Raw genomic sequence first — 22,407 nt, forward strand, 5'->3', positions numbered from 1 at the left:
ATGGGTACGGGATGGCATGAATGGCCACTGATGATCTTTACGGTTCTGGGGCAGTGTGTGGTCGGGGGCTTTATGGTGCTCGGTCTGGCGCTGCTATTTGGCGGTTTGAGTCGCGGGCAGCAGCAGCGATTGCACCGCAGCATGTTGGTATTGTGGGTATTGATGGCGCTGGCCTTTATCGCCTCGACACTGCATTTAGGTTCGCCAATGCGGGCGTTCAACTCGCTCAATCAGGTTGGGGAGTCGGCGCTGAGTAATGAGATTGCCGCTGGTTCAGCCTTCTTTGCGGTAGCAGGGTTTTACTGGCTGCTGGCGGTCTGGGGCAAAATGCCCGCGTTACTTGGCAAGATATGGCTGATCGTGGCGATGGTCTTGGGCGTGGTATTTGTTTATGCCATGTGTCGAGTCTATGCCATTGATACGGTGCCGACTTGGGACAACCTCTACACCCCGCTGGGCTTTGTCTTGACCGCGCTGATAGGTGGACCGATGTTGGGCTATCTGCTGCTGCAACGGGCTGATATTAATGGGCGCATGATGTTACAACTGCCGATGATCAGTGTCTTGGCGCTAATCATCAGTGTGGCCAGTGTCATTATGCAGGCGGCGAGTTTGCCGACGATTTATAGCTCAGTACAGCAGTCTGCCGATCTCATCCCCCATTACGGCACGCTGATGGTCTGGCGCTTGGTGCTGTTGGTACTGGGGTTGGGTTGCTGGATCTGTCCGCTGATCCGAGGCCGCACGCCGATGATGCTCGGCATGATATTCGCCATGCTGCTCATTATTGCTGGTGAATTGATTGGGCGCGGCGTGTTTTACGGGCTGCATATGACGGTGGGTATGGCGGTGGGAGGCTGATAGATGGTTGAAAGAAATCGGGTGTATCAACAGATAGCGCTGACTGGCCGCGTATTGGGTGCGCTGTTTTATTGTGAGCCGGACAGTCCGGCTTGCAGTGAGATTGTGGCGCAACTGAGTCGTGATCAGTGGATTGCGGAGTGGCCTTATGGCCTTGCCGCGCAACTCACGCCCATTGCCGCACAATTGGCGCAAAATCAGCCGGAAGAGACGCGGGAAGAGGCTTGGCAACGCTTGTTTATCGGCCCCTATGCACTGCCCGCGCCGCCATGGGGGTCAGTCTATCTGGATAAAGAAAACGTGCTGTTTGGTGACTCGACGATAAAACTGCGTGACTGGATGGCGCAGCAGCAAGTGGAAGTGACCTTGGCACAGCAAGAACCGGAGGATCATTTTGGTTTATTGCTGATGATGGCCGCCTGGCTGGCAGAGCATCAACCAGCGGATTTACCTGTTCTACTGGCAGAGCACTTACTCCCTTGGGGCTATCGTTATCTGGCGTTACTGCAAGCCGATGCCAACCACCCGTTTTATCAGGGGCTGGCTGAGCTAACGACCCTGACACTGACCCATTGGCAGGATGAATTACAGGTAACACCAGCTGTGGTTGAGTTATATCGCTGAATGAAAAAATTGGGCTATTCGATAACTAGCGTGACTTTTTTGCCAATACTTCCGGCCATACTTATCAATGAATCAAGGGTGAATTTCTCAGTTTTTTGATTAACCACATCGGAAACTCTTGGACGCGACACATGTAATAATGTGGCCGCGTCCACTTGCCGTATTCCTTCTGATTTAATCCAACTGGCAATCGACGTCATCAGTGCTTTTTTCATTGCTAAAGCCTGTTCAATTTCTGCATTTGATTCAGCCAACAACTGAGTTGCCTCAGTATCAGAGAAACCTAAATCGGCAAAAATATTGTCTTCAGCGGTTGTAATGTGACGTGATGCTGTGTCAATTTTATCTGTCATCTTTTGTCCTCCGTTCATGAATAACGTCTTTGTAACGCGCTTTAATAATGTTGACGTCTCTCTGACTGGTACTTTGTGATTTTTTTTGAAAACTATGCAATACGTAAATTTTTTCTTCAAATTTAGCGATATACACAACACGAAAAGCCTTTGAATTATCATCCAACCGTATTTCAATGACGCCTGCACCCCAATTATTAATGGGTTTGTAGTCGTTAGGCTCTAGGCCATATTGGATATTCCTTAGCTGCCTTCCCGCCACTACACACGTACTTTTCGGAAAAGCCTTCAAATCTTCAAGTGCACTGCCACGCCAATCTATTACTTTTCTACTCATTCATCACTCCTTGATGTAAGTATAAAATTTTATACATTTTTGGGGCGGGATAATCAATACTTTTTAATAGTGGCGACCTGCTAAAAAACCATTTTTCTCCAACTTATCCCCACCCACAATCGACCAATTTGTGACCTGCTTCTACTTTCCTTGCTCTCATATTGGACAAGCCGATAGGGGTTTGTATTATTAGATTGAATATAAATTTAATAGTGAATATATATTCAATGCGGAGAAAAATAATGAAAAATACCCTACTGAAATCCTGTCTTACCGCAGCATTGATCTCCATGGCGGGTGTCGCTGGTGCCGCCAGTAACGGCCTGATCGCCATCATCACTCCCTCCCACGACAATCCCTTCTTTAAAGCTGAAGCCGAAGGTGCCAAAGCCAAAGCGACGGAGTTGGGATACACCGTTCTGGTGGCTTCTCATGATGACGATGTGAACAAACAGAACCAACTGCTGGAGACCGCTATCGCCCGTAAAGCCAAAGCGATCATTCTGGATAACGCCGGTTCTGATGCCACCATCGGGCCATTGAAAAAAGCCAAAGCTGCCGGGATTCCGACCTTCCTGATCGATCGTGAAATCAATGAAACCGGGATTGCCGTTTCACAGATCGTCTCCAACAACTACCAAGGCGCACAACTGGGTGCAGAGAAATTTGTCACGTTGATGGGGGGTAAAGGCAAATATGTTGAGTTGCTGGGCCGTGAATCTGATACCAACGCCCATGTCCGTTCACAGGGCTATCACGACGTGATCGACGAACATAGCGACATGAAGATGGTCGCCCAACAGACTGCAAACTGGAGCCAGACTGAAGCTTTCAACCGTATGGAGTCCATTTTGCAGGCTAACCCAGATATCACTGGGGTGATTTCCGGCAACGACACCATGGCATTAGGCGCTGAAGCTGCATTAAAAGCCGCTGGCCGCAATGATGTCATCGTGGTTGGATTTGACGGCAGCGACTATGTGCGCGACTCCATCATCAACAAAGGCAATATCAAAGCCACCGTACTTCAGCCAGGTTGGGCGCAGGCCCAGATGGCGGTCGTGCAGGCAGATAAATACCTGAAAACCGGATCCACGGGTCTGGAAGAGAAACAACTGATGGACTGCGTATTGATTGATGAAAACAATGCCAAAAACCTGAATGTCTTTGCGCTGAAAGAGTAACCCTCTGAGCGGGTTGGCTAAAACGCGCGATTAAAAGGCAATGAGGGGCGTAACAGCCCCTCCTGACAGGAGGCAGTATGGGGTTCAGTGCTCTATCGAAAGCAGGCGGTTTGTTGGTGATCAGCGCGCTGCTGGTGGCTTGCACCGTGGTGGATTTGGATGAAAACGGCAAGCCTATTCTGCCAGTCGATCCCAATGCGGTAGTCAGTGACTATAACCAACCACCGGACAAAGTCGCCTCCACCATTTGGGTGAGTAAAGTGATGCCGTTTGCCAACAGCAATGCGCTCAGTTGGCAGCAAGTGAAACAGCAGCAAAGTCAGCCAGCAGCAGGGAAAAATAGCCAAAGCCGTTTTGTCCGTTTCAACGGCAAAGTGGTGGCGGTAGAAACAGCAGGGCGGGAAGGGGCGATTAAATTGGCGGTCGATGGCGATGAACAAGTGCTGCAATTGGGGCCAATCGTCAAAGGCAATGCCATCCGTGATGCATCAACCTTTATCCGCTTCGAAGATTTTAAAAATCAGGTGCAATACGCCCAACTCTCGAAGGCGCTCAGTAAGCGTGCTTTACAAGATGTGGCAAAACCCGATGCCAGTTGGGTCGGTCAGCAAGTCGAAGTCTTGGCGGCGGTGACACTCACCCCGACTGGACTGAGTAATGCCGTGCCGCTCAGCTTGAATAAGGAGAGCCACTAATGGACCACAGACCTGACATTGTCATGCGTGCTGAGGGCATTTCGATGCGTTTTCCCGGCACATTAGCGCTAGATGCCGTCAGTTATAACGTTTATCGCGGCAAAGTGAATGTGATCATCGGTGAAAATGGTGCGGGTAAATCGACGCTGATGAAGATTCTGGCCGGCGTACAGCAGCAAACGTCCGGGCAAATCTATCTGAATGGGCAGTCAGTGACCATTGCCAATACCCGCGAAGCCGCCGCGCTGGGTATCGGCATGGTGCATCAGGAATTGAATTTGTCGGAGAACCTCAACGTCGCGGAGAACATCTTTCTCGGGCGTGAGATCCAGCAAGGTTTGAAACCGATTAATCAGGCCGCACAGGAGCTGATCGCCGAACAATTGATGGTGCGTCTGGATCAGGCTATCTCGCCGAAAGAGATGGTCTCCAACCTGAAAGTGGGCCAGCAGCAGTTGATTGAGATTGCCAAGGCGCTGGCTGAGCAAGCGGACATCCTAATTCTGGATGAACCGACCTCGGCGCTGAGCAAAACCGAAGTCGATATTCTGTTCCGGGTGATTCGCGAATTGACCCGGCAAGGGGTTTCCATCGTCTACATTTCCCATCGACTGGAGGAGTTGATGGCGATTGGTGACTACATCACCATTTTACGTGATGGCCGTTTTCAGGCCGAAGCGGCGGTCAAAGACATTGATGTGCCGTGGATTGTTCGTGAAATGCTGGGCAGTGATCCGGTCTCCAGTTTCCTTCATCCGGACCGGACTTTCGGCGCGCCAATGATGGAAGTGGATAACGTCACACTAATCAATGAATCCGGCAACACCGTGGTGAACCAAGTCTCACTGCAAGTGCGGGCGGGGGAGATTGTCGGTATTTACGGCTTGATGGGGGCGGGGCGGACTGAACTGTTTGAGTGCCTGCTGGGTACGCAACAGAACTATCTCGGCACCATCCGGCTTAATGGCACGGCGATTAGCGGCAAAACCTCCACCGCAGAACGTATCTGCTTGGGCATGAGTCTGGTGCCGGAAGATCGTAAAAAAACCGGTATTTTCCCGGTGTCATCGGTGGCGAATAACCTGACGATTTCCAGCTTATGGCGTCGGCTAAAACATCGCTTCGCTATTTGGCAGGAGAGTGAGTCGCAGGTGGTGGCGACGGTGATTGGTGACCTGTCGATCAAAGTCTCTTCGCCGGAGGTCGAGATTCAGGCGCTCAGTGGCGGCAATCAGCAAAAAGTGGTGATTGGTCGCTCGTTACTCACCAGCCCGAACATTTTGCTACTGGATGAGCCGACGCGGGGTATTGATGTCGGCGCAAAAGCAGATGTGTTTGAAATGATGGTGAAACTCTCTGAGCAGGGGATCGGCATTCTGTTTTCCACCTCAGATCTGAAAGAAATCATGGCGGTATCCGACCGCATTTTGGTGATGTCGAACGGCAAACTGACCGCGAACGTCTCTCGTCAGTCGGCCAATGAATCGGCATTGGTTACGGCAAGCGCACAAGGGTTTGAATGATGAAAGCAACAACTGGCACTGCGTTGACGAGTCACCAGCCCGGTGGAGCGTCGTGGTCACGGGAAAATATGCTGCTGCTTCTACTGAAGATGCGCACCTTTATTGCCCTGTTTCTGATTCTTGGTTTCTTCTCCGTGATGGTTCCGGGGTTTCTGGCGACCGGTAGCTTGATCATTATGGTGAAGCATATTGCGATCAATGCCTTCCTCGCCTTGGGCATCACTTTTGTCATTATCACCGCCGGCATTGACCTCTCTATCGGTGCGACTTTGGGGCTGTGCGGCATGGTTGCTGGTTGGATGATTACCCAAGGCATTGTTTTACCGATGTTTGGTATCGCCATCTTCCCCAGTGTTTGGGTCGTGGTGCCGGTGGTATTGGTTATCGGTGCACTGATAGGCGCGGTCAATGGCTGGATCATCACCCGCTATAACGTCGCGCCTTTTATCTGCACCCTCGGCACCATGTATGTGGTACGCGGTGCGGCGATGTTGATTTCCGGCGGCGAAACCTTCCCAGGCTTACAAGGGAATCCGCAACTGGGGAATACCGGCTTTGACCTACTGGGTTCCGGCACCTTACTGGGATTGCCGATTGCCATCTGGATTATGTTTATTCTGGCATTAGTGATTGCCTATGTAGCACGCCGCCTACCTTTTGGCCGCCATGTTTACGCCATTGGTGATAATGAACGGGCCGCAGAGCTCTCCGGCGTTAAAGTTCGGCAAGTCAAAGTCTGGGTCTACACCATCTCTGGCTTCTGTGCCGCCATTGCCGGGATCATCGTGTCTGCTCAACTGGTGGCCAGCCATCCCGCCAATGGCAGTGGCTTTGAGATGAATGCTATTGCTGCCGTGGTACTAGGCGGGACCTCTCTGGCTGGGGGGCGAGGCACCATTCTCGGTACCTTAATTGGCGCATTTGTTATCGGTATTTTGGCTGACGGGTTGGTCATGATGGGGGTCAGTGAATTCTGGCAAATGGTGATCAAAGGCATCGTGATCATTGTGGCGGTCATTATCGATCAAATGCAAAACCGGATGCAGCACAAAGCGGCGATAGTCTCGCAAAAATCTAGCGTGGTGCCGCAAGTGGGGAGTGGCGAGCAGCTAAAAAGCGAATAGTCAGAACGTGAATAGCCAAAACATGAATAGATAGGGCGTGAATAGATAGAAACACCTATCACGGGCAGGCAGGGGATATCACGACCTGTTGGGCCACAGAACACTGAAGATGTCATGCCGGAGGGCGTTTTCCGGACAGGCTTGATGAAAGCTATTTTTTAGCACCATCAGGAATAAATATTCGGTAATGAGTAAAAATTCATTGGCGGATAAAAATTTAAGAGAGGTAATGTCATGAATCCGTATTCACTGTCAGTCGATGAGCTGGTGAGAAAGGCGCGCGCTATCCGCCGCCGGATCGTCCTGCTTAATGCCAACAGCCCCGCAGGGGGGCATACCGGTGCTGATCTTTCGCAGGTAGAGATTCTGACCGCACTCTATTTTCGCCTCCTCAACTGCGCACCAGATCGCCTCACTGATCCTGAGCGCGATATCTACGTGCAATCCAAAGGCCACGCGGTGGGCGGTTATTACTGCTGTCTGGCGGAGGCGGGCTATTTCCCTGAAGCCTGGTTGGCGACCTATCAACATGCGAACTCCCATCTACCGGGCCATCCGGTCAAACATAAAACACCAGGTATTGAGCTAAATACGGGGGCCCTGGGTCATGGACTGCCGGTGGCGGTGGGCATCGCGCTGGCAGCAAAACGCGCCAACAGCCAGCGGCGGGTTTTTGTCCTGACCGGTGATGGTGAACTGGCGGAAGGGAGCAACTGGGAGGCCGCGTTAGTGGCTGCTCACTACCAATTAGATAACCTGATAATTATTAACGACAAAAATAAACTCCAGCTGGCAGGGAGCACGAAATCCATCATGAACACCGATCCGCTGGCAGATAAGTGGCAGGCCTTTGGCCTACAAGTCACTGAATGCCGTGGCAATGATATGCAATCGGTGGTGGAAACCCTGGAAGGGCTACAACAAAACGGCAAACCCAATGTGGTGATTGCTAACACCGAAAAAGGGGCTGGTATCTCCTTTATTCAAGGGCGTGTGGAGTGGCACCACCGGGTGCCGAAAGGTGCTGAAATTGATCTGGCACTGGAGGAATTAAATGATGAGTAACGCAGAACATTTGGCTTCAGTGATGGTTGAGCAGTTTATTAACGCGGTGGATAACGGAGTGGATCTGGTGCCGGTGGTGGCTGACTCCACCTCGACGGCCAAAATCGGGCCGTTTATGACTCGCTTCCCTGATCGGGTGGTGAACGTCGGTATTGCTGAACAGGCGATGGTCGGCACGGCGGTGGGTTTATCCATGGGCGGCAAAGTGGCGGTGACCTGTAATGCCGCGCCATTCCTGATTTCGCGCTCCAACGAACAGCTCAAAATCGATGTTTGCTACAACAACAGCAATGTCAAACTGTTTGGCCTCAATTCAGGTGCCAGCTATGGGCCGCTGGCCAGTACTCACCACTGTATCGACGACATTTCCATTTTGCGCGGTTTTGGCAATATCGAAATCTATGCGCCCTCTGACCCACAAGAGTGCCGGCAGATAATCGATTATGCCCTAGCTCATCAGGGGCCGGTCTATATCCGCCTTGACGGGAAATCTTTGCCGCAGCTGCATGATGAACACTACCAGTTTGTCCCCGGCCAGATTGATGTTTTACAGCAAGGGCAGGATATTGCTCTGGTAGCGATGGGTTCTACAGTGCATGAGGCGGTGAGCGCCGCAGCAGTACTGGCAGACAGCAACGTTTCTGCTGCGGTGGTCAATGTTTCCTCGATTCGTCCGTGTGATACTCAGCAACTGTTAGCTATCCTCAAAAACAGCCAGCGGGTGATTACCATCGAAGAACACAATATTAATGGCGGTGTGGGCAGTCTGGTGGCTGAAGTGCTGGCCGAAGCGGGCAGTGGCATTCCGCTGGTCAGACTCGGTATTCCCGATGGCGGCTATGCGATTGCTGCCGATAGAGCAGAGATGCGTGCCTATCATGGTTTTGATTCAGCAGGCATTGTGGCTCGTGCTCTGCGGTTTTGCCGAGGAGAGTAATGATGTCGATGCCGATTATTTTGGCTATTGATGAAGGCACCACCAATGCTAAAGCTATCGCGGTGGATACGGCGGGGCAGATTGTGGCGAAGTCCTCGGTGCCATTACAGCTGGATCACCCGAGGCCCGGCTGGGCGGAGCAGGACCCGCTGGCCATCTGGCAGGCGGTCTCTCTGGCGATTGAAGGCTGCCTGAGTCAATTGGCTGGCGCACAGATTGCGGGTGTTGCTATCAGCAACCAGCGCGAATCGGTGCTGATTTGGGAGCGAGAAACTGGCAACCCACTGACGCCCGTGGTCAGTTGGCAGTGTCGACGTTCTGAGGCTTTCTGCCAAACCCTGAGCCAGTTGCCGGAAGCGGCCATGATTGCAGAACGCACCGGATTGCAGATTGATCCCCTGTTCCCCGCCGCCAAAGTCCACGGCCTGTTAGCGGACATTCCACGGGGCGTTGAACGGGCGGCTCACGGCGAGTTGTGTGTCGGCACCATTGATTGTTGGTTGACCTGGCAACTCACGGGTGGCCAAAGTTTCTCTACCGACTTCTCCAATGCGGCGCGCACTCAGCTGTTTAATATCCATTCGGGGCAGTGGGATCCTGATCTGTTGGCGCTATTTGGTATCCCTAGCCTCTGTCTACCGGCGGTCCTACCCTCGGCGGCTATCCACGGCCACACCGGCAATACCGGTATTATCGGCCTGCCGCAGGGCGTGCCAATTGTGGCGCAAATTGGTGATTCACATGCCGCGCTCTATGGGCAGGGCGGCGACCGTGCTGGTGAAATCAAAGCCACCTACGGCACCGGCTCCTCGCTAATGACCACCGTCAAACAGGCGGTGACACAAAGCAATGGCCTGAGCACCACTATCGCCTGGCATGACGGCGAGTTACGTTATGCCCTCGAAGGCAACATCACTCATACCGGCTCAGGTGTGGCGTGGGTTTCACGCATGTTAGGCATCACCGATTTCACTCGCCTGACCGAAATGGCGCAGAGCCAAACGGGTAACCAAGGAGTCTATTTCGTCCCCGCATTATCCGGCTTAGGCGCACCTTATTGGGACAGTCAGGCGCGGGGGCTGTTTTGCGGTCTGACCGATGCGACGACACCGGCAGTACTGGCGCGCGCAGGACTGGAGTCGATCGCTTACCAAATTGCAGATGTCTTTTTTGCCATGGAACGGGCGGGGAGTCATCGCCTTGAACGACTGCGGGTGGATGGTGGCGCGACCAGCAACCACTGGCTGATGCAATTTCAGGCCGACTTGTTGCAGCGCACCTTGATACGCAATCACACCGCAGAAGTGTCGGCGTTGGGGGCGGCTTATTTGGGCGGGAAAACCCTTGGCTGGTGGCGGGATAGCCAGCAACTCGCGGCGCTGCCCCGTGAAATGGAATATATCGAACCGCGCGCTCAAAGTGCGGAGATGCAAGATAACTATCGCCTCTGGCAAACGGCCATCGCGCGTGCGCGTTTTCAGCCGAAATAACCCACACTAGGAGTAAGCATATGTCAGCAATACCTCGTAAGTTAACTTTCGCGGTGATTATCGGCAACCGGGGTTTCTTCCCAAGCTATCTGGTCGCCGATGCGCGCCGTGATGCGCAGGCGCTGTTCGATAGACTGGGCATCAACATCATTATGCTCAATGAAGAGCAAACGCCCCTGGGTGGGGTAGAGAACTGGCGTGATGCCAAAGTGTGCGCAGAGTTATTCCGTAAACACAGCGAAGAGATCCACGGTGTGGTGGTTATTCTGCCTAACTTTGGCGATGAAAAAAGTGTCTCCGATGCGATCCGCCTGTCGGGCCTAAAAGTACCGGTACTGGTGCAGGCCGAAGAAGATGCGCTGGACAAAATGGGGCTGGCGACCCGCCGTGACAGCTTCTGCGGTAAAATCTCGCTATGTAATAACCTGCGTCAATATGGCATTCCGTTCACTTTGACTAAGCAGCACGTTTGCAGCCTGAACAGCGAAATATTCAGCCATGACGTAGAGCAATTTGTGCAATTGTGTCGCGTGGTTCACGCCATGAAACGGGTGCGTGTGGGGGCCATCGGCGCTCGCCCGACTAACTTTAATACTGTGCGCTACAGTGAGAAATTATTAGAGAATTTGGGGATTACAGTTGAAACCCTCGATTTATCTGAAGTGTTCTTCCGTGTCGCTAATCTCAGTGATAACGATATCCGTGTGGGTGAGAAACTGGCGTTATTAAAAGCCAATGGCGACACCAGCGCGATCCCGCAGGATAAGCTGCACAAAATGGCGAAGCTGTTTGTGGTTATCAGTGAATGGATCATCGCCAATGATATTGATACCACTGCCATGCAGTGCTGGACCTCGCTACAACAGAATCTGGGGATCAACGTCTGCTCCATCATGAGCGTGATGTCGGGGCAACTGATGCCAAGTGCCTGTGAAGTGGATGTGATGGGGGCGCTATCGATGTATGCGTTAGCCAGTTGTTCGTTGGCACCGGCGTCGATTGCTGACTGGAATAACAACTTTGGTGCTGAACGCGATAAATGCGTGCTGTTCCATTGCGGTAACTTTGCCAGTGAAAGTCTGGAAAGCTCAACCATGGGTACCGCTGATATTATCGGGACAACCGTTGGCTGTGAGAATACCTGTGGTGCTGTTCATGGCCGCATGAAGTCTGGGCCATTAACCTATTTCCGCCTCTCTTCCGATGATTTTACCGGGCAAGTGCGGGCATATGTGGGAGAAGGTCGCTCCGTCAGTGATGAGTTGGATACCGTAGGCTGCCGCGCAGTGGTAGAAGTTCCGCAACTGGAAAGCTTACTCACGCATATCTGTAACAACGGCTTCGAGCACCATGTGGCAATGAACCATTCAGCTACAGCTCAAGTTCTGCAAGAAGCATTCAGTAAATATCTGGGGGTGGATTGCTACTGGCATGGGAAGTAGACGGACTCCAAAACGCGATCATTCGGAGTTTGAATCATTCCGCACCCGAAAGGGTGCGGCTATTAATAGGGCTACAGTAATGTCTCGGCAGTTAAACGATCGGTAATCAAGACATCAATATAGTTACCGGTCAGTGCGCCACGAATAGCGGCACTCTTTCCGACCCCACCCGCCAGTGCCACGACTCGTGGACAAGCACGTAATTGTGGCAGTGACATGCCAATCACCGGATCTTCTTCGTCGCTGAGGACGGCGTTACCTGCGGCATCAAAATAGTGCAAACACAGATCGCCTACGGCACCACGTTCCGCCAGCAATTTCAGCATCTCTTCATGGTAATAGTTGCCGGAGTTTTTCAATAATTGTGACGGTTCCAGATCGCCAACGCCCACTAATGCCAAATCAACTTCAGCAAATTTATTCACCACGTCGGCGACTTCGCCGCTGGATATCAAACGGGCGCGATCTTCAGTGGAGCGTTCAATGCTCTGTGCTGGCAATAAGTAGGCCGGACAATTCAAAATATTGGCCAAAGCTTGCGTTAACAATGTGGCCTGCACATTACCGTTAGGGCCGACGCCCCCCAACAGCTGAATAACCCCACTGGTTTTGATATTCAGCGGATGGAGATTATCAACCATCGCGCGGATAGTCGTGCTCCATGAGGAGATACCGACCATATCGTTTGGGCGAATACTGGTTTGCATATAATGGGCCGCCGCAGAGCCGATAGCCTGCTTTAACTGGGCTGGGCTGGCGTCATCAGCAACGTCAACCACTATGGCCTGGTCAATGCCATAGTGTTTTTGAATCTGCGATTCGATGCCAATAAACATATTGGCGGGTTGGATGACGCTGATCTTAACCACGCCCTCCTTGACGCAACGGGTTATCGCACGGGACACGAAAGACTGAGACAAATGCAGGCTGTCAGCAATCTCAGATTGCTTCATGCCCTCGGTGTAATACAGCGTGGCTATTTTCACCAACAACCGTTGCTCATCTTGTCTTGACATGGTTCCATCCCGCTAAATACCTGAGCTGGTATTTTTATTCAAAGCCGAATAAATAACAAGCAGTACCGAATTCTCACGTTTTTGTATTTATAGCCCTAAGGGCAAATATATAGCCCTTAGGGCCAAAACCGACGAATACCGGATAACGGCGAAGGCCACTACACGTATTACGGCTCGGGTTCCTGCTCTTTATGCGCATCGACGACTTCGGCTTGATCGGGCGGCGGCATGATGTCGTGGATCATCTGTTCATCAAAACTGGGATTTAACGCTGGAGATAGTGGTGAACTCACCAAGCTATCGGGTATCGCCATATGTGGCAACGGTGCATCGTTAACAAATTCGTCTTGATCCTGCTTAACGGTTCTGCTGAGTGCTATCAATCCCAGACCACAGAGCGAGAAGAATGCATACAGAATATTGCCACCCAGTGGCGCAATCAGCGCACCCACGGCAAGTGGCCCGATACTGGCACCGACACCGAATGACATCAGTAAACAGGCGGCCAGTGACACTCGTCGCTCGGGAGCAATCAGGTCATTCGCCAACGCTACCACCAGTGGATAAAGGGTGAACTGCAACATACTGACGATAAAGCCCAAACCCAGTAAGAAATGGAATGAAATATGGGGCACCAGCGCCAATGGCAGGGCTGTTAATGCCAGTAATAACGCGTTAATTCTGATCAATAGCGTACGGTTATAGCGATCTGACAGCCAACTGAGTGGCAGTTGAGCCACCAAACCAGCAAAAATAGAGAGCGCCATAAACAGCCCAGTCTCTTGGGTAGATAGCGATTGCAAGCTGGCATAGACGGGGGCCAGCCCATAAAACGAACCGACAATCATGCCAATGACCAAGGTTGATGCCAGTATCTTGGGGATCGAGCGGATAAAGAATTTGAGCTCCATCGGGGCCGGAGACATCTGCTGGGCGTTACTGCGTGTGGTGAGTGCCACAGGGACCAGACAGAGGGCAAAAAATAGCGCAATAATCATTAGTGTGCTCAAACCTAGCTCAGGTTGGAGCATAAGTACCACTTGGCCTAACGCCATACCGGCATAGGTCGCGGCCATATAAAAACCAAACACCGTGCCGCGCTGATTAGACTCCGCCTGATCATTCAGCCAGCTTTCCAGCACCATAAACTGACACATCATGCAGAGACCAATAATCAAGCGCAGAACCACCCATGCGGGGATATATTCAGTCAGTCCATGACTCAACACCGCGGCGGTGATAATACCGGCACAAGCCACATAAGCGCGAATATGGCCTACTCGGGCAATCAGGAAGTGACCGACCTTGCCGCCGATTACCAAACCAATATAGTTGGCAGCAATGATTGCCCCGATTAATGCCCCTGAGACATGGATAGCTGTCAAACGCAGCGAGATATAGGTGGTCAGTAAGCCAGAACCAAGCAGCATCAAAACGGTTGCGCTATAAAGCGGGAAGAAGGCGTTAAGAATTTTTTTCACTGTCACGTCCTTTGTTCATCATCCCGGAAAAATGACCGGCACCACAGATGTCGCCAACTGGATCTCTTTGTTTCGATACTAACAGCTGAGTCCCTGAGGTAAAGCTTTGTACGGGAAAGTGCTTTTTTTCATTTCACCCTGCGAAGTGTTTCGCATAACTGACAGCTGTTGTCGATCCGAGCCAAAGAAGTGCTACTATCGGCGGCGAAGATTTAATGACGGTGGGGGCAACAATGAGCGAGAAACAACTACGTCAGCTCAGTATTGCGGTCGGTAATAAATTGAAAGCCCGTGGTGCCTGGGTTACCTGCGCTGAATCTTGCACTGGTGGCTGGGTTGCCAAAGCACTAACAGATATTGCAGGCAGTTCTGCGTACTTTGACCGTGGTTTCGTGACTTACAGCAATGCGGCAAAACATGATTTACTGGGCGTCGACGAAACCACATTGGCAAATTATGGTGCGGTCAGTGAAGCCGTGGTGCGAGAGATGGCGCTTGGGGCGCTGAGAGCGGCTAACGCCGACCATGCGGTCGCTATCAGCGGTATTGCTGGGCCTGATGGTGGTAGCGCGGATAAACCGGTTGGAACTGTGTGGTTCGCTTTTGCGACGCGCGAAGGGCGAGTCGTAGCACACAAACAGCTTTTCTCTGGCGATCGTGACACCGTGAGGCTGCAAGCGGCTGTTTTCGCACTACAAACACTATTCGATGATTTTCTGTAAAAATAGGCTTGATACTGTATGATTGTACAGTATAATTAGCGTTAATTTCCTGTACAAAACAACATTCAGTGGTGATGGCAGGGGCAACCCCGGCATACCAGAGAGGGAGTAAAAATGGCTATTGATGAGAATAAACAAAAGGCGTTAGCAGCAGCACTGGGCCAAATTGAAAAACAATTCGGCAAAGGCTCTATCATGCGTCTTGGCGAAGACCGCTCAATGGATGTTGAAACCATCTCTACCGGTTCACTTTCTCTTGATATCGCATTGGGGGCTGGTGGCCTGCCAATGGGGCGTATTGTAGAGATTTATGGCCCTGAATCATCAGGTAAAACAACACTGACATTACAGGTTATTGCTGCCGCACAGCGTGAAGGCAAGACCTGCGCATTTATCGATGCGGAGCATGCGCTTGACCCAATTTATGCCAAGAAATTAGGCGTAGATATTGATAACTTGCTGTGTTCTCAGCCAGATACGGGCGAGCAAGCACTGGAAATCTGTGATGCATTAACCCGCTCCGGTGCTGTTGACGTCATCATCGTTGACTCCGTGGCCGCATTGACACCAAAAGCTGAAATTGAAGGTGAAATTGGTGACTCTCACATGGGCCTTGCGGCGCGTATGATGAGCCAGGCCATGCGTAAACTGGCTGGCAACCTGAAAAACGCCAATACCTTACTGATCTTCATTAACCAGATCCGTATGAAAATCGGCGTGATGTTCGGTAATCCTGAAACCACCACGGGTGGTAATGCGCTTAAATTTTATGCGTCTGTACGTTTGGATATTCGCCGTATCGGTGCAGTAAAAGATGGTGATGTGGTTGTTGGTAGCGAGACTCGCGTTAAAGTCGTGAAGAACAAAATTGCCGCACCATTTAAGCAAGCTGAATTCCAGATTCTGTACGGCGAAGGCATCAACATTAACGGCGAACTGGTTGATTTGGGTGTTAAACACAAACTGATCGAGAAAGCTGGCGCATGGTATAGCTATAACGGTGACAAGATTGGTCAGGGTAAAGCGAATGCCAGCAACTACTTAAAAGAAAACCCAGCCATTGCTGCTGAGTTGGATAAAAAACTGCGTGAAATGCTGCTTAACGGCGGCAATGGCGAGCAAGCTGTAGCAACTGCAACTGTTGCTGACGAAACTGATGAAACCAGCGAAGAGTTTTAATCCGTAGGTTTAGCAGTTAACAGTGTCAGCACGTTAATCAGTTAGTCAATGGCCCCGAGAGTGGGCCATTTTAATAAACAGTGGTACGTATACAGCCCTCTCATTTATACCCATACCCAATGTTATTGGAGATGCGGCACACACGCGAATGAATCCTAATTAAGCTGATATCGGCCCGCTAACACAGTTGCCACTTCACGAAAGAAGGGGATTACCCAAAGTCATTGGAGTGACAGCAAGGCAGCAAACGAATGAATCCCGATGAGCTGACATCAGTCAGTGGTTCAGGGACATGATAGCCGCTAACACAGTTGCCACTTCACGTAAGAAGGGTATTACCCAAAGTCATTGGAGTGACAGCAAGGCAGCAAACGAATGAATCCCGATGAGCTGACATCAGTCAGTGGTTCAGGGACATGATAGCCGCTAACACAGCTGCCACTTCAAGTAAGAAGGGTATTACCCAAAGTAATTGGAGTGACAGCAAGGCAGCAAACGAATGAATCCCGATGAGCTGACATCAGTCAGTGATTCGGGTGAGAGAGAGCAGCTAACACAGCTGCCACTTCAAGTAAGAAGGGTATATGAATGACCTACTAAGCCGCGCCATGAGACTGCTCTCCCAGCGAGATCATAGCGAATCTGAACTGCGAAGAAAACTTGCGGCGCAGCCATTTTCGGCCAAAGGAAATTGGGGACGGCGTGCTAATAGTGAGGGTGAAAAACTCACTGATGATATTGATCCAAAAGTTATCGATCAGGTGATTGCATACTGCTACCAACATGATTGGTTGGATGATTCTCGGTTTGCCACCAGCTACATTAATAGCCGCAGTCGTAAAGGATATGGTGCACAACGTATCCGTTCAGAATTGATGCAAAAAGGTGTCGATAAAGAGAGAATTCAAGCGGCATTCGAAATCAGTGAAATCGACTGGTGTATGCTCGCAAAAGAGGTTGCACAGCGTAAATTTAGTGAAACTTTGCCTGTTGAATGGAAAGAAAAGGCTAAAGTTCAGCGTTATCTTCTCTATCGTGGCTTCTTCCAAGAAGAAATTCAGTCGATTTACAATGATTTTGTCGAATGAATGCACGCGGGATTTTACTTCCCCTCGAAGAAAATTTATCTTATTCCCACTTTTTGTTCGTGAGCTTACCCAGTGTGTTACCCGTTATAGGTATGCGATATGCTCACGGGCTATTCTTTTAGCTTGTTTCCGGGACAATTATGAGCAAGAGCACCGCTGAGATTCGTCAAGCGTTTCTCGATTTCTTCCATAGCAAGGGACATCAGGTTGTATCAAGCAGCTCTTTGGTCCCTAATAATGACCCTACGCTGCTGTTTACCAATGCCGGGATGAACCAGTTTAAGGACGTATTCTTAGGTCTGGATAAGCGGGCTTATTCCCGTGCGACGACCTCTCAGCGTTGCGTGCGAGCCGGTGGTAAGCATAATGACCTTGAAAACGTAGGTTACACCGCGCGTCATCATACCTTCTTCGAAATGTTGGGTAACTTCAGCTTTGGTGATTACTTCAAACATGACGCTATCAGTTTCGCATGGGAATTATTAACCGGCGAACAGTGGTTCAATTTACCTAAAGAAAAGCTTTGGGTAACTGTTTATGAAACTGACGACGAAGCCTATGAGATCTGGGCTAACGATGTTGGTATCCCTCATGAACGTATCATCCGTATCGGTGATAACAAAGGCGGTGCCTTTGCCTCAGACAACTTCTGGCAAATGGGTGATACCGGTCCTTGTGGCCCATGTACAGAGATTTTCTTTGACCATGGTGACCATATCTGGGGTGGTCCTCCAGGCTCGGCAGAAGAAGACGGCGATCGCTATATTGAGATTTGGAATATCGTCTTCATGCAGTTTAACCGACAGTCTGATGGCACCATGTTGCCACTGCCTAAGCCGTCAGTTGATACCGGTATGGGGCTTGAGCGTATTGCAGCGGTATTGCAGCACGTTAACTCTAACTACGAAATTGACCTGTTCCGCGATTTGATTACGGCGGTGGCAAATGTCACGGGTGCGACGGATCTTTCGAGCAAGTCATTGCGTGTTATCGCGGACCATATCCGCTCTTGCGCCTTCTTGATTTCTGATGGTGTGATCCCATCAAATGAAAACCGTGGCTATGTTTTGCGCCGCATCATTCGCCGTGCTATTCGTCATGGCAATATGTTGGGTGCTAAAGAGACCTTCTTCTATAAATTGGTTGCTCCACTGATCGCCGTAATGGGGTCCGCCGCTGATGAATTGAAACATCAACAGGCCATGGTTGAGCAAGTTCTGAAAACCGAAGAAGAGCAATTTGCACGGACATTAGAGCGCGGTTTAGCACTGCTGGATGAAGAGCTCAGCAAATTAACCGGTGACACTCTCGACGGTGAAACTGCCTTCCGTTTGTATGACACCTACGGTTTCCCCGTTGATTTAACCGCCGATGTTTGCCGTGAGCGTAATCTGAAAGTGGATGAGGCTGGTTTTGAGCAAGCGATGGACGCTCAGCGTCGCCGCGCCCGTGAATCCAGTGGTTTTGGTGCCGACTATAACAGCTTGATCCGTGTTGATAGCGCGAGCCAGTTCTCCGGTTATGACCATGTTCACCAGCAAGCAACGGTGACCGCGCTGTTTCGTAATGGCGAAGCCGTTGATGAAATTCATGAAGGCGAAGAAGCGGTTGTCGTGCTGAATCAAACGCCATTCTACGGTGAATCTGGCGGGCAGGTTGGCGATACAGGTGAGCTGAAAAATGCGACAGCAACTTTTGTTGTCGCTGATACCCAGAAATATGGCCAGGCTATCGGGCATCTGGGGAAATTAACTCATGGCACGTTACGGGTTAACCACAGTATTGATGCTCAGGTTGATGCCACACGACGTAACCGTATTCGTCTGAACCACTCAGCAACGCATTTACTGCATGCAGCATTGCGTAAAACGCTGGGCGAGCATGTGGCGCAGAAAGGCTCCTTGGTGAATGACAAGTATCTGCGTTTCGACTTCTCGCATTTTGAAGCAATGAAGCCAGAACAAATTCGCGTGGTAGAAGATTTAGTCAACGAGCAGATTCGCCGTAACTTGCCAATCCAGACTGAAGTGATGGAGCTGGATGCGGCGAAAGAAAAAGGTGCCATGGCCCTGTTTGGCGAGAAGTATGATGACCAAGTGCGCGTTTTAAGCATGGGTGATTTCTCAACTGAGCTCTGTGGTGGTATCCATGCTAGCCGTACTGGTGATATTGGCTTGTTCCGCATATTGTCAGAGTCAGGCACTGCTGCGGGTATTCGCCGTATTGAAGCAGTGACAGGCGAGGGCGCGATTGCACTGTTGCATCAGCAAAGTGACTTACTCCAGGATGTTGCTCATCTGGTGAAGGGTGATACCCATAATCTGGCAGATAAAGTCCGTGCAGTGCTCGATCGCAGCAAAATACTTGAACGTGAACTTCAGCAGCTAAAAGATCAGCAGGCAGCTCAGGAGAGTGCCTCCTTGTCATCCAGTGCAAAACTGGTCAATGGTGTGAAACTTTTAGTTAGCCAGTTGGACAATGTTGAACCAAAAATGCTGCGTACCATGGTTGATGATCTTAAGAATCAACTGGGTTCGGCCATTATTGTGCTGGCAACGACAGCAGATGATAAGGTCAGCCTGATTGTTGGCGTAACCAAAGATCTTACGGGCAAAGTAAAAGCGGGTGAGCTCATCGCTGATATTGCCCAACAGGTAGGCGGTAAAGGCGGTGGACGCCCTGATATGGCTCAAGCAGGCGGTACTGATGTGCAGGCATTGCCATCGGCATTAGCAAGTGTAGAGGCATGGGTAGCATCCCGGCTATAAACAAGTAATGATCTATTAAATCAATACGCCATATCTCTGTGTTGGATATGGCGTTTTTCAATTTTCCTGTCATAGTTCGATAACAAAGTTAAACGCAAAGTTGTTTGCTTCAGCTAAACTTGTTTTAGGTATTAGTTAAAGACTCGACCAAGCTACTTACATTTTATGTGAATGTGATGGCTTACGTTTTCACGGTGTATGATGGATAATGGCGGGGAAACTGAGAGACCCGACTCTTTTAATTTTTCAAGGAGCAAAGAATGCTTATTCTGACTCGTCGAGTTGGTGAAACACTCATGATTGGCGATGAGGTTACGGTTACTGTATTAGGAGTTAAAGGCAACCAGGTTCGAATTGGTGTAAATGCTCCGAAAGAGGTTTCTGTTCACCGTGAAGAAATCTACCAGCGCATCCAAGCAGAAAAGTCTCAACCGACGACTTACTGATTTTGAAGCAGCGTCTCGTGTCATACGAGGCGCTACTGCTGTACATTCCCCCCTGATATGCAGTTTTATTCCTTTTTTGCGTTTTTTCCTCAGTCCTCATTCCTGTTTTCGGCCTATCTGACGGGTTATCGGAATAATTTCATTTTTGTCCTCATGCAGGTTACATATCAATAAGGACTATATTTCCTGTTGATAAAACACTCTTTTCGGCGTCAAACTAGTCATGTTGCGTGTGAATTGTGCAAATGAACGTGAGTTGGGAAAAATTGTTTGACTTATAAGTGCGGGAAAGTAATATGTGCGCCACGCAGTGCCGATGAGCTTCTTCAAAAGCAAGTTAGGCACAATTCGAAAGAAGCGTATGGTGAGGTGGCCGAGAGGCTGAAGGCGCTCCCCTGCTAAGGGAGTATACGGTCAAAAGCTGTATCGAGGGTTCGAATCCCTCCCTCACCGCCATTTACTATGCACCCATAGCTCAGCTGGATAGAGTACTCGGCTACGAACCGAGCGGTCGGAAGTTCGAATCTTCCTGGGTGCACCATATTTTGCAGTATGGTGAAATAGTCAAATGAACATCAGGTAGTGTCAAAGAATTAATTGCACCCATAGCTCAGCTGGATAGAGTACTCGGCTACGAACCGAGCGGTCGGAAGTTCGAATCTTCCTGGGTGCACCATCTTCTAGGTCATACATCTTGTTGTTAAGTTTCACTTGCTGAAACGCCTCCGTAAAATTAGAAACACAAAATCGCACCCATAGCTCAGCTGGATAGAGTACTCGGCTACGAACCGAGCGGTCGGAAGTTCGAATCTTCCTGGGTGCACCATATTGAGAAACCTCGCTACGGCGGGGTTTTCTGCTTTCTGGCTTTGTGTCACTCAACCGCTTGAAATCTTTTAACTCTCCTATCCTACGATTAACCGCCAAACTCACTTGTTTCCCTTAGGGTAAATACGACCTTATCTCCGTGAAAATCATTTTTTCTTTATTAAATTCATATGATTATACAGTGAGCGACAATTTAGTTAGTTTGCGATAAAGTAGCTTTTCATTTTCTGCCTGGTCGTGGGGTCACGATGTACGATGGTTATGATGGCCTGATCTTTGATATGGATGGCACCATCCTGGACACAGAGTCCACGCATCGTCAGGCATGGCGTCAGGTACTCACACCTTACGGGATGCATTTTGACGAGCAAGCCATGGTCGCTTTGAATGGTTCGCCTACCTGGCAAATTGCCCGCGTAATCATCGCTAATCACCAATCGGATCTGGATCCTCATTTACTGGCGGCGGAAAAAACCGCGCTGGTGAAAACGATGCTGCTGGACAATGTGAAGCCTCTGCCGCTCATAGACGTGGTTAAAGCCTATTATGGGCGTAAACCTATGGCTGTAGGCACTGGAAGCGAGCACGCTATGGCAGAGATGCTTTTACAGCATCTGGGCCTGCGGGACTATTTCGATGTGATTGTGGGGGCTGATGATGTCACCAAACACAAACCAGAGCCTGAGACATTTTTGCGTTGTGCAGAGTTACTCGGCGTGCGCCCAGATCAATGTGTGGTCTTTGAAGATGCCGACTTTGGTGTCGAGGCCGCCAAAAGGGCGAATATGGCAATAGTTGATGTGCGTCTACTGTGAGTAGTACGCTAGCCATTGCTTCATTGTTTGGGAGTAGTTTTCTCAGCGCGACGCTCTTACCTGGAAATTCTGAAATTCTGTTAGTCACCCTATTAACGGCAGGCAGTGCGCCCGCCCTGATGCTGGTGTTGTCTGCCACCGTCGGAAATACCTTGGGGGGGCTAACAAATGTTGTTATAGGGCGTTTATTACCGGAATTAAAGCCACAGCGTGGGATGAGTACAGCACTCGGCTGGCTTCAACGCTTTGGCCCAGCAGCTTTATTGTTGAGCTGGTTACCGATAGTGGGCGATTTGATGTGTGTGTTGGCAGGCTGGTTGCGTATGCCCTGGGGTCTTGTCGCTTTTTTTCTGTGTCTGGGAAAAGCATTGCGTTATATCGTGTTAACGATGATTACGCTGCAAGGAATTGCTTGGTGGCAATAAAGTG

At 50.4% G+C, this 22,407-nt stretch carries 21 protein-coding genes and 4 tRNA genes; 21 read left to right on the top strand and 4 right to left on the bottom strand.

Features of this window, described 5'->3' with window-relative positions:
* The gene (locus tag ACZ76_RS13265) at positions 1-861 is read left to right on the top strand and encodes a dimethyl sulfoxide reductase anchor subunit family protein (protein ID WP_048619338.1); all 861 of its coding nucleotides are present in this window, start codon (positions 1-3) and stop codon (positions 859-861) included.
* Between the two features lie 3 nt (positions 862-864).
* A complete protein-coding gene (gene dmsD / locus ACZ76_RS13270; RefSeq protein ID WP_048619340.1) occupies positions 865-1,485 on the top strand; it encodes a Tat proofreading chaperone DmsD in 621 nt (206 codons plus the stop codon).
* Between the two features lie 14 nt (positions 1,486-1,499).
* Here dmsD and ACZ76_RS13275 read toward each other — a convergent pair whose 3' ends face one another.
* Together ACZ76_RS13275 and ACZ76_RS13280 are read right to left on the bottom strand one after the other, a co-directional pair.
* Entirely contained in the window at positions 1,500-1,838 is a 339-nt protein-coding gene (locus tag ACZ76_RS13275; RefSeq protein WP_048619341.1) for a helix-turn-helix domain-containing protein, read from the bottom strand.
* Positions 1,828-2,175 carry a type II toxin-antitoxin system RelE/ParE family toxin gene (locus ACZ76_RS13280; RefSeq protein WP_048619342.1) on the bottom strand — a complete coding sequence of 116 codons (348 nt, stop codon included), beginning with the start codon at positions 2,173-2,175 and terminating at the stop codon, positions 1,828-1,830. Before ACZ76_RS13280 ends, ACZ76_RS13275 begins: the two co-directional genes overlap by 11 nt.
* A 242-nt stretch (positions 2,176-2,417) precedes the next feature.
* Between ACZ76_RS13280 and ACZ76_RS13285 the strand changes: the two genes are divergently transcribed.
* The 8 genes from ACZ76_RS13285 to ACZ76_RS13320 all read left to right on the top strand — a co-directional run bounded on the left by ACZ76_RS13285 (position 2,418) and on the right by ACZ76_RS13320 (position 11,635).
* Positions 2,418-3,359 carry a D-ribose ABC transporter substrate-binding protein gene (locus ACZ76_RS13285; protein ID WP_032815143.1) on the top strand — a complete coding sequence of 314 codons (942 nt, stop codon included), beginning with the start codon at positions 2,418-2,420 and terminating at the stop codon, positions 3,357-3,359.
* A 77-nt stretch (positions 3,360-3,436) separates the two neighbouring features.
* Entirely contained in the window at positions 3,437-4,054 is a 618-nt protein-coding gene (locus ACZ76_RS13290; protein ID WP_048619343.1) for a DUF2291 family protein, read from the top strand.
* Positions 4,054-5,577 (top strand): sugar ABC transporter ATP-binding protein, encoded by a 1,524-nt coding sequence (locus ACZ76_RS13295; RefSeq protein WP_048619344.1) that lies wholly within the window; start codon positions 4,054-4,056, stop codon positions 5,575-5,577. Before ACZ76_RS13290 ends, ACZ76_RS13295 begins: the two co-directional genes overlap by 1 nt.
* Positions 5,577-6,701 carry an ABC transporter permease gene (locus ACZ76_RS13300; protein ID WP_048619345.1) on the top strand — a complete coding sequence of 375 codons (1,125 nt, stop codon included), beginning with the start codon at positions 5,577-5,579 and terminating at the stop codon, positions 6,699-6,701. The genes ACZ76_RS13295 and ACZ76_RS13300 overlap by 1 nt, the downstream gene beginning before the upstream one ends.
* Positions 6,702-6,935: 234 nt before the next feature.
* Positions 6,936-7,766, top strand: coding sequence for a transketolase (locus tag ACZ76_RS13305; RefSeq protein ID WP_048619346.1), 831 nt, complete (start codon positions 6,936-6,938; stop codon positions 7,764-7,766).
* Entirely contained in the window at positions 7,759-8,703 is a 945-nt protein-coding gene (locus tag ACZ76_RS13310) for a transketolase family protein (protein ID WP_048620297.1), read from the top strand. Before ACZ76_RS13305 ends, ACZ76_RS13310 begins: the two co-directional genes overlap by 8 nt.
* A gap of 2 nt (positions 8,704-8,705) precedes the next feature.
* Complete coding sequence (locus ACZ76_RS13315) at positions 8,706-10,193, top strand: FGGY family carbohydrate kinase (protein ID WP_048619348.1); 1,488 nt, start codon at positions 8,706-8,708, stop codon at positions 10,191-10,193.
* A gap of 20 nt (positions 10,194-10,213) precedes the next feature.
* Complete coding sequence (locus ACZ76_RS13320; RefSeq protein WP_048619349.1) at positions 10,214-11,635, top strand: L-fucose/L-arabinose isomerase family protein; 1,422 nt, start codon at positions 10,214-10,216, stop codon at positions 11,633-11,635.
* Between the two features lie 71 nt (positions 11,636-11,706).
* Here the strand turns inward: ACZ76_RS13320 and ACZ76_RS13325 are convergent, their stop codons facing one another.
* Both ACZ76_RS13325 and ACZ76_RS13330 read right to left on the bottom strand, forming a co-directional pair.
* Positions 11,707-12,651, bottom strand: coding sequence for a sugar-binding transcriptional regulator (locus ACZ76_RS13325; RefSeq protein WP_048619350.1), 945 nt, complete (start codon positions 12,649-12,651; stop codon positions 11,707-11,709).
* A 167-nt stretch (positions 12,652-12,818) separates the two neighbouring features.
* On the bottom strand, positions 12,819-14,132 hold the full coding sequence (locus ACZ76_RS13330; protein WP_048619351.1) for an MFS transporter: 1,314 nt from the start codon (positions 14,130-14,132) through the stop codon (positions 12,819-12,821).
* Positions 14,133-14,365: 233 nt separating this feature from the next.
* Between ACZ76_RS13330 and pncC the strand changes: the two genes are divergently transcribed.
* The 11 genes from pncC (at position 14,366) to ACZ76_RS13385 (ending at position 22,403) form a co-directional block, all read left to right on the top strand.
* Positions 14,366-14,854: a nicotinamide-nucleotide amidase gene (pncC, locus tag ACZ76_RS13335; RefSeq protein ID WP_048619352.1), complete on the top strand. Its 489-nt coding sequence runs from the start codon at positions 14,366-14,368 to the stop codon at positions 14,852-14,854.
* 114 nt (positions 14,855-14,968) lie between these two features.
* On the top strand, positions 14,969-16,033 hold the full coding sequence (recA, locus tag ACZ76_RS13340) for a recombinase RecA (protein ID WP_048619353.1): 1,065 nt from the start codon (positions 14,969-14,971) through the stop codon (positions 16,031-16,033).
* 584 nt (positions 16,034-16,617) lie between these two features.
* A complete protein-coding gene (gene recX, locus ACZ76_RS13345) occupies positions 16,618-17,121 on the top strand; it encodes a recombination regulator RecX (RefSeq protein WP_048619354.1) in 504 nt (167 codons plus the stop codon).
* Between the two features lie 140 nt (positions 17,122-17,261).
* On the top strand, positions 17,262-19,889 hold the full coding sequence (gene alaS, locus ACZ76_RS13350; protein ID WP_048619356.1) for an alanine--tRNA ligase: 2,628 nt from the start codon (positions 17,262-17,264) through the stop codon (positions 19,887-19,889).
* Positions 19,890-20,149: 260 nt separating this feature from the next.
* The gene (gene csrA / locus ACZ76_RS13355; protein WP_002209449.1) at positions 20,150-20,335 is read left to right on the top strand and encodes a carbon storage regulator CsrA; all 186 of its coding nucleotides are present in this window, start codon (positions 20,150-20,152) and stop codon (positions 20,333-20,335) included.
* A 363-nt stretch (positions 20,336-20,698) separates the two neighbouring features.
* Positions 20,699-20,791: transfer RNA gene (locus ACZ76_RS13360), tRNA-Ser, on the top strand.
* An 8-nt stretch (positions 20,792-20,799) separates the two neighbouring features.
* Positions 20,800-20,876 (top strand) — tRNA-Arg (locus ACZ76_RS13365).
* A 58-nt stretch (positions 20,877-20,934) separates the two neighbouring features.
* Positions 20,935-21,011, top strand: a tRNA-Arg gene (locus ACZ76_RS13370).
* A 73-nt stretch (positions 21,012-21,084) separates the two neighbouring features.
* A tRNA-Arg gene (locus ACZ76_RS13375) sits at positions 21,085-21,161 on the top strand.
* 250 nt (positions 21,162-21,411) lie between these two features.
* Positions 21,412-21,978 carry a fructose-1-phosphate/6-phosphogluconate phosphatase gene (yqaB, locus tag ACZ76_RS13380; RefSeq protein WP_048619358.1) on the top strand — a complete coding sequence of 189 codons (567 nt, stop codon included), beginning with the start codon at positions 21,412-21,414 and terminating at the stop codon, positions 21,976-21,978.
* Positions 21,975-22,403: a YqaA family protein gene (locus ACZ76_RS13385; RefSeq protein ID WP_048619360.1), complete on the top strand. Its 429-nt coding sequence runs from the start codon at positions 21,975-21,977 to the stop codon at positions 22,401-22,403. The genes yqaB and ACZ76_RS13385 overlap by 4 nt, the downstream gene beginning before the upstream one ends.
* The last annotated feature ends 4 nt before the right edge of the window (positions 22,404-22,407 follow it).

The sequence above is a fragment of the Yersinia aleksiciae genome (assembly GCF_001047675.1).
In the GTDB taxonomy this organism is placed as follows: Bacteria; Pseudomonadota; Gammaproteobacteria; order Enterobacterales; family Enterobacteriaceae; genus Yersinia; species Yersinia aleksiciae.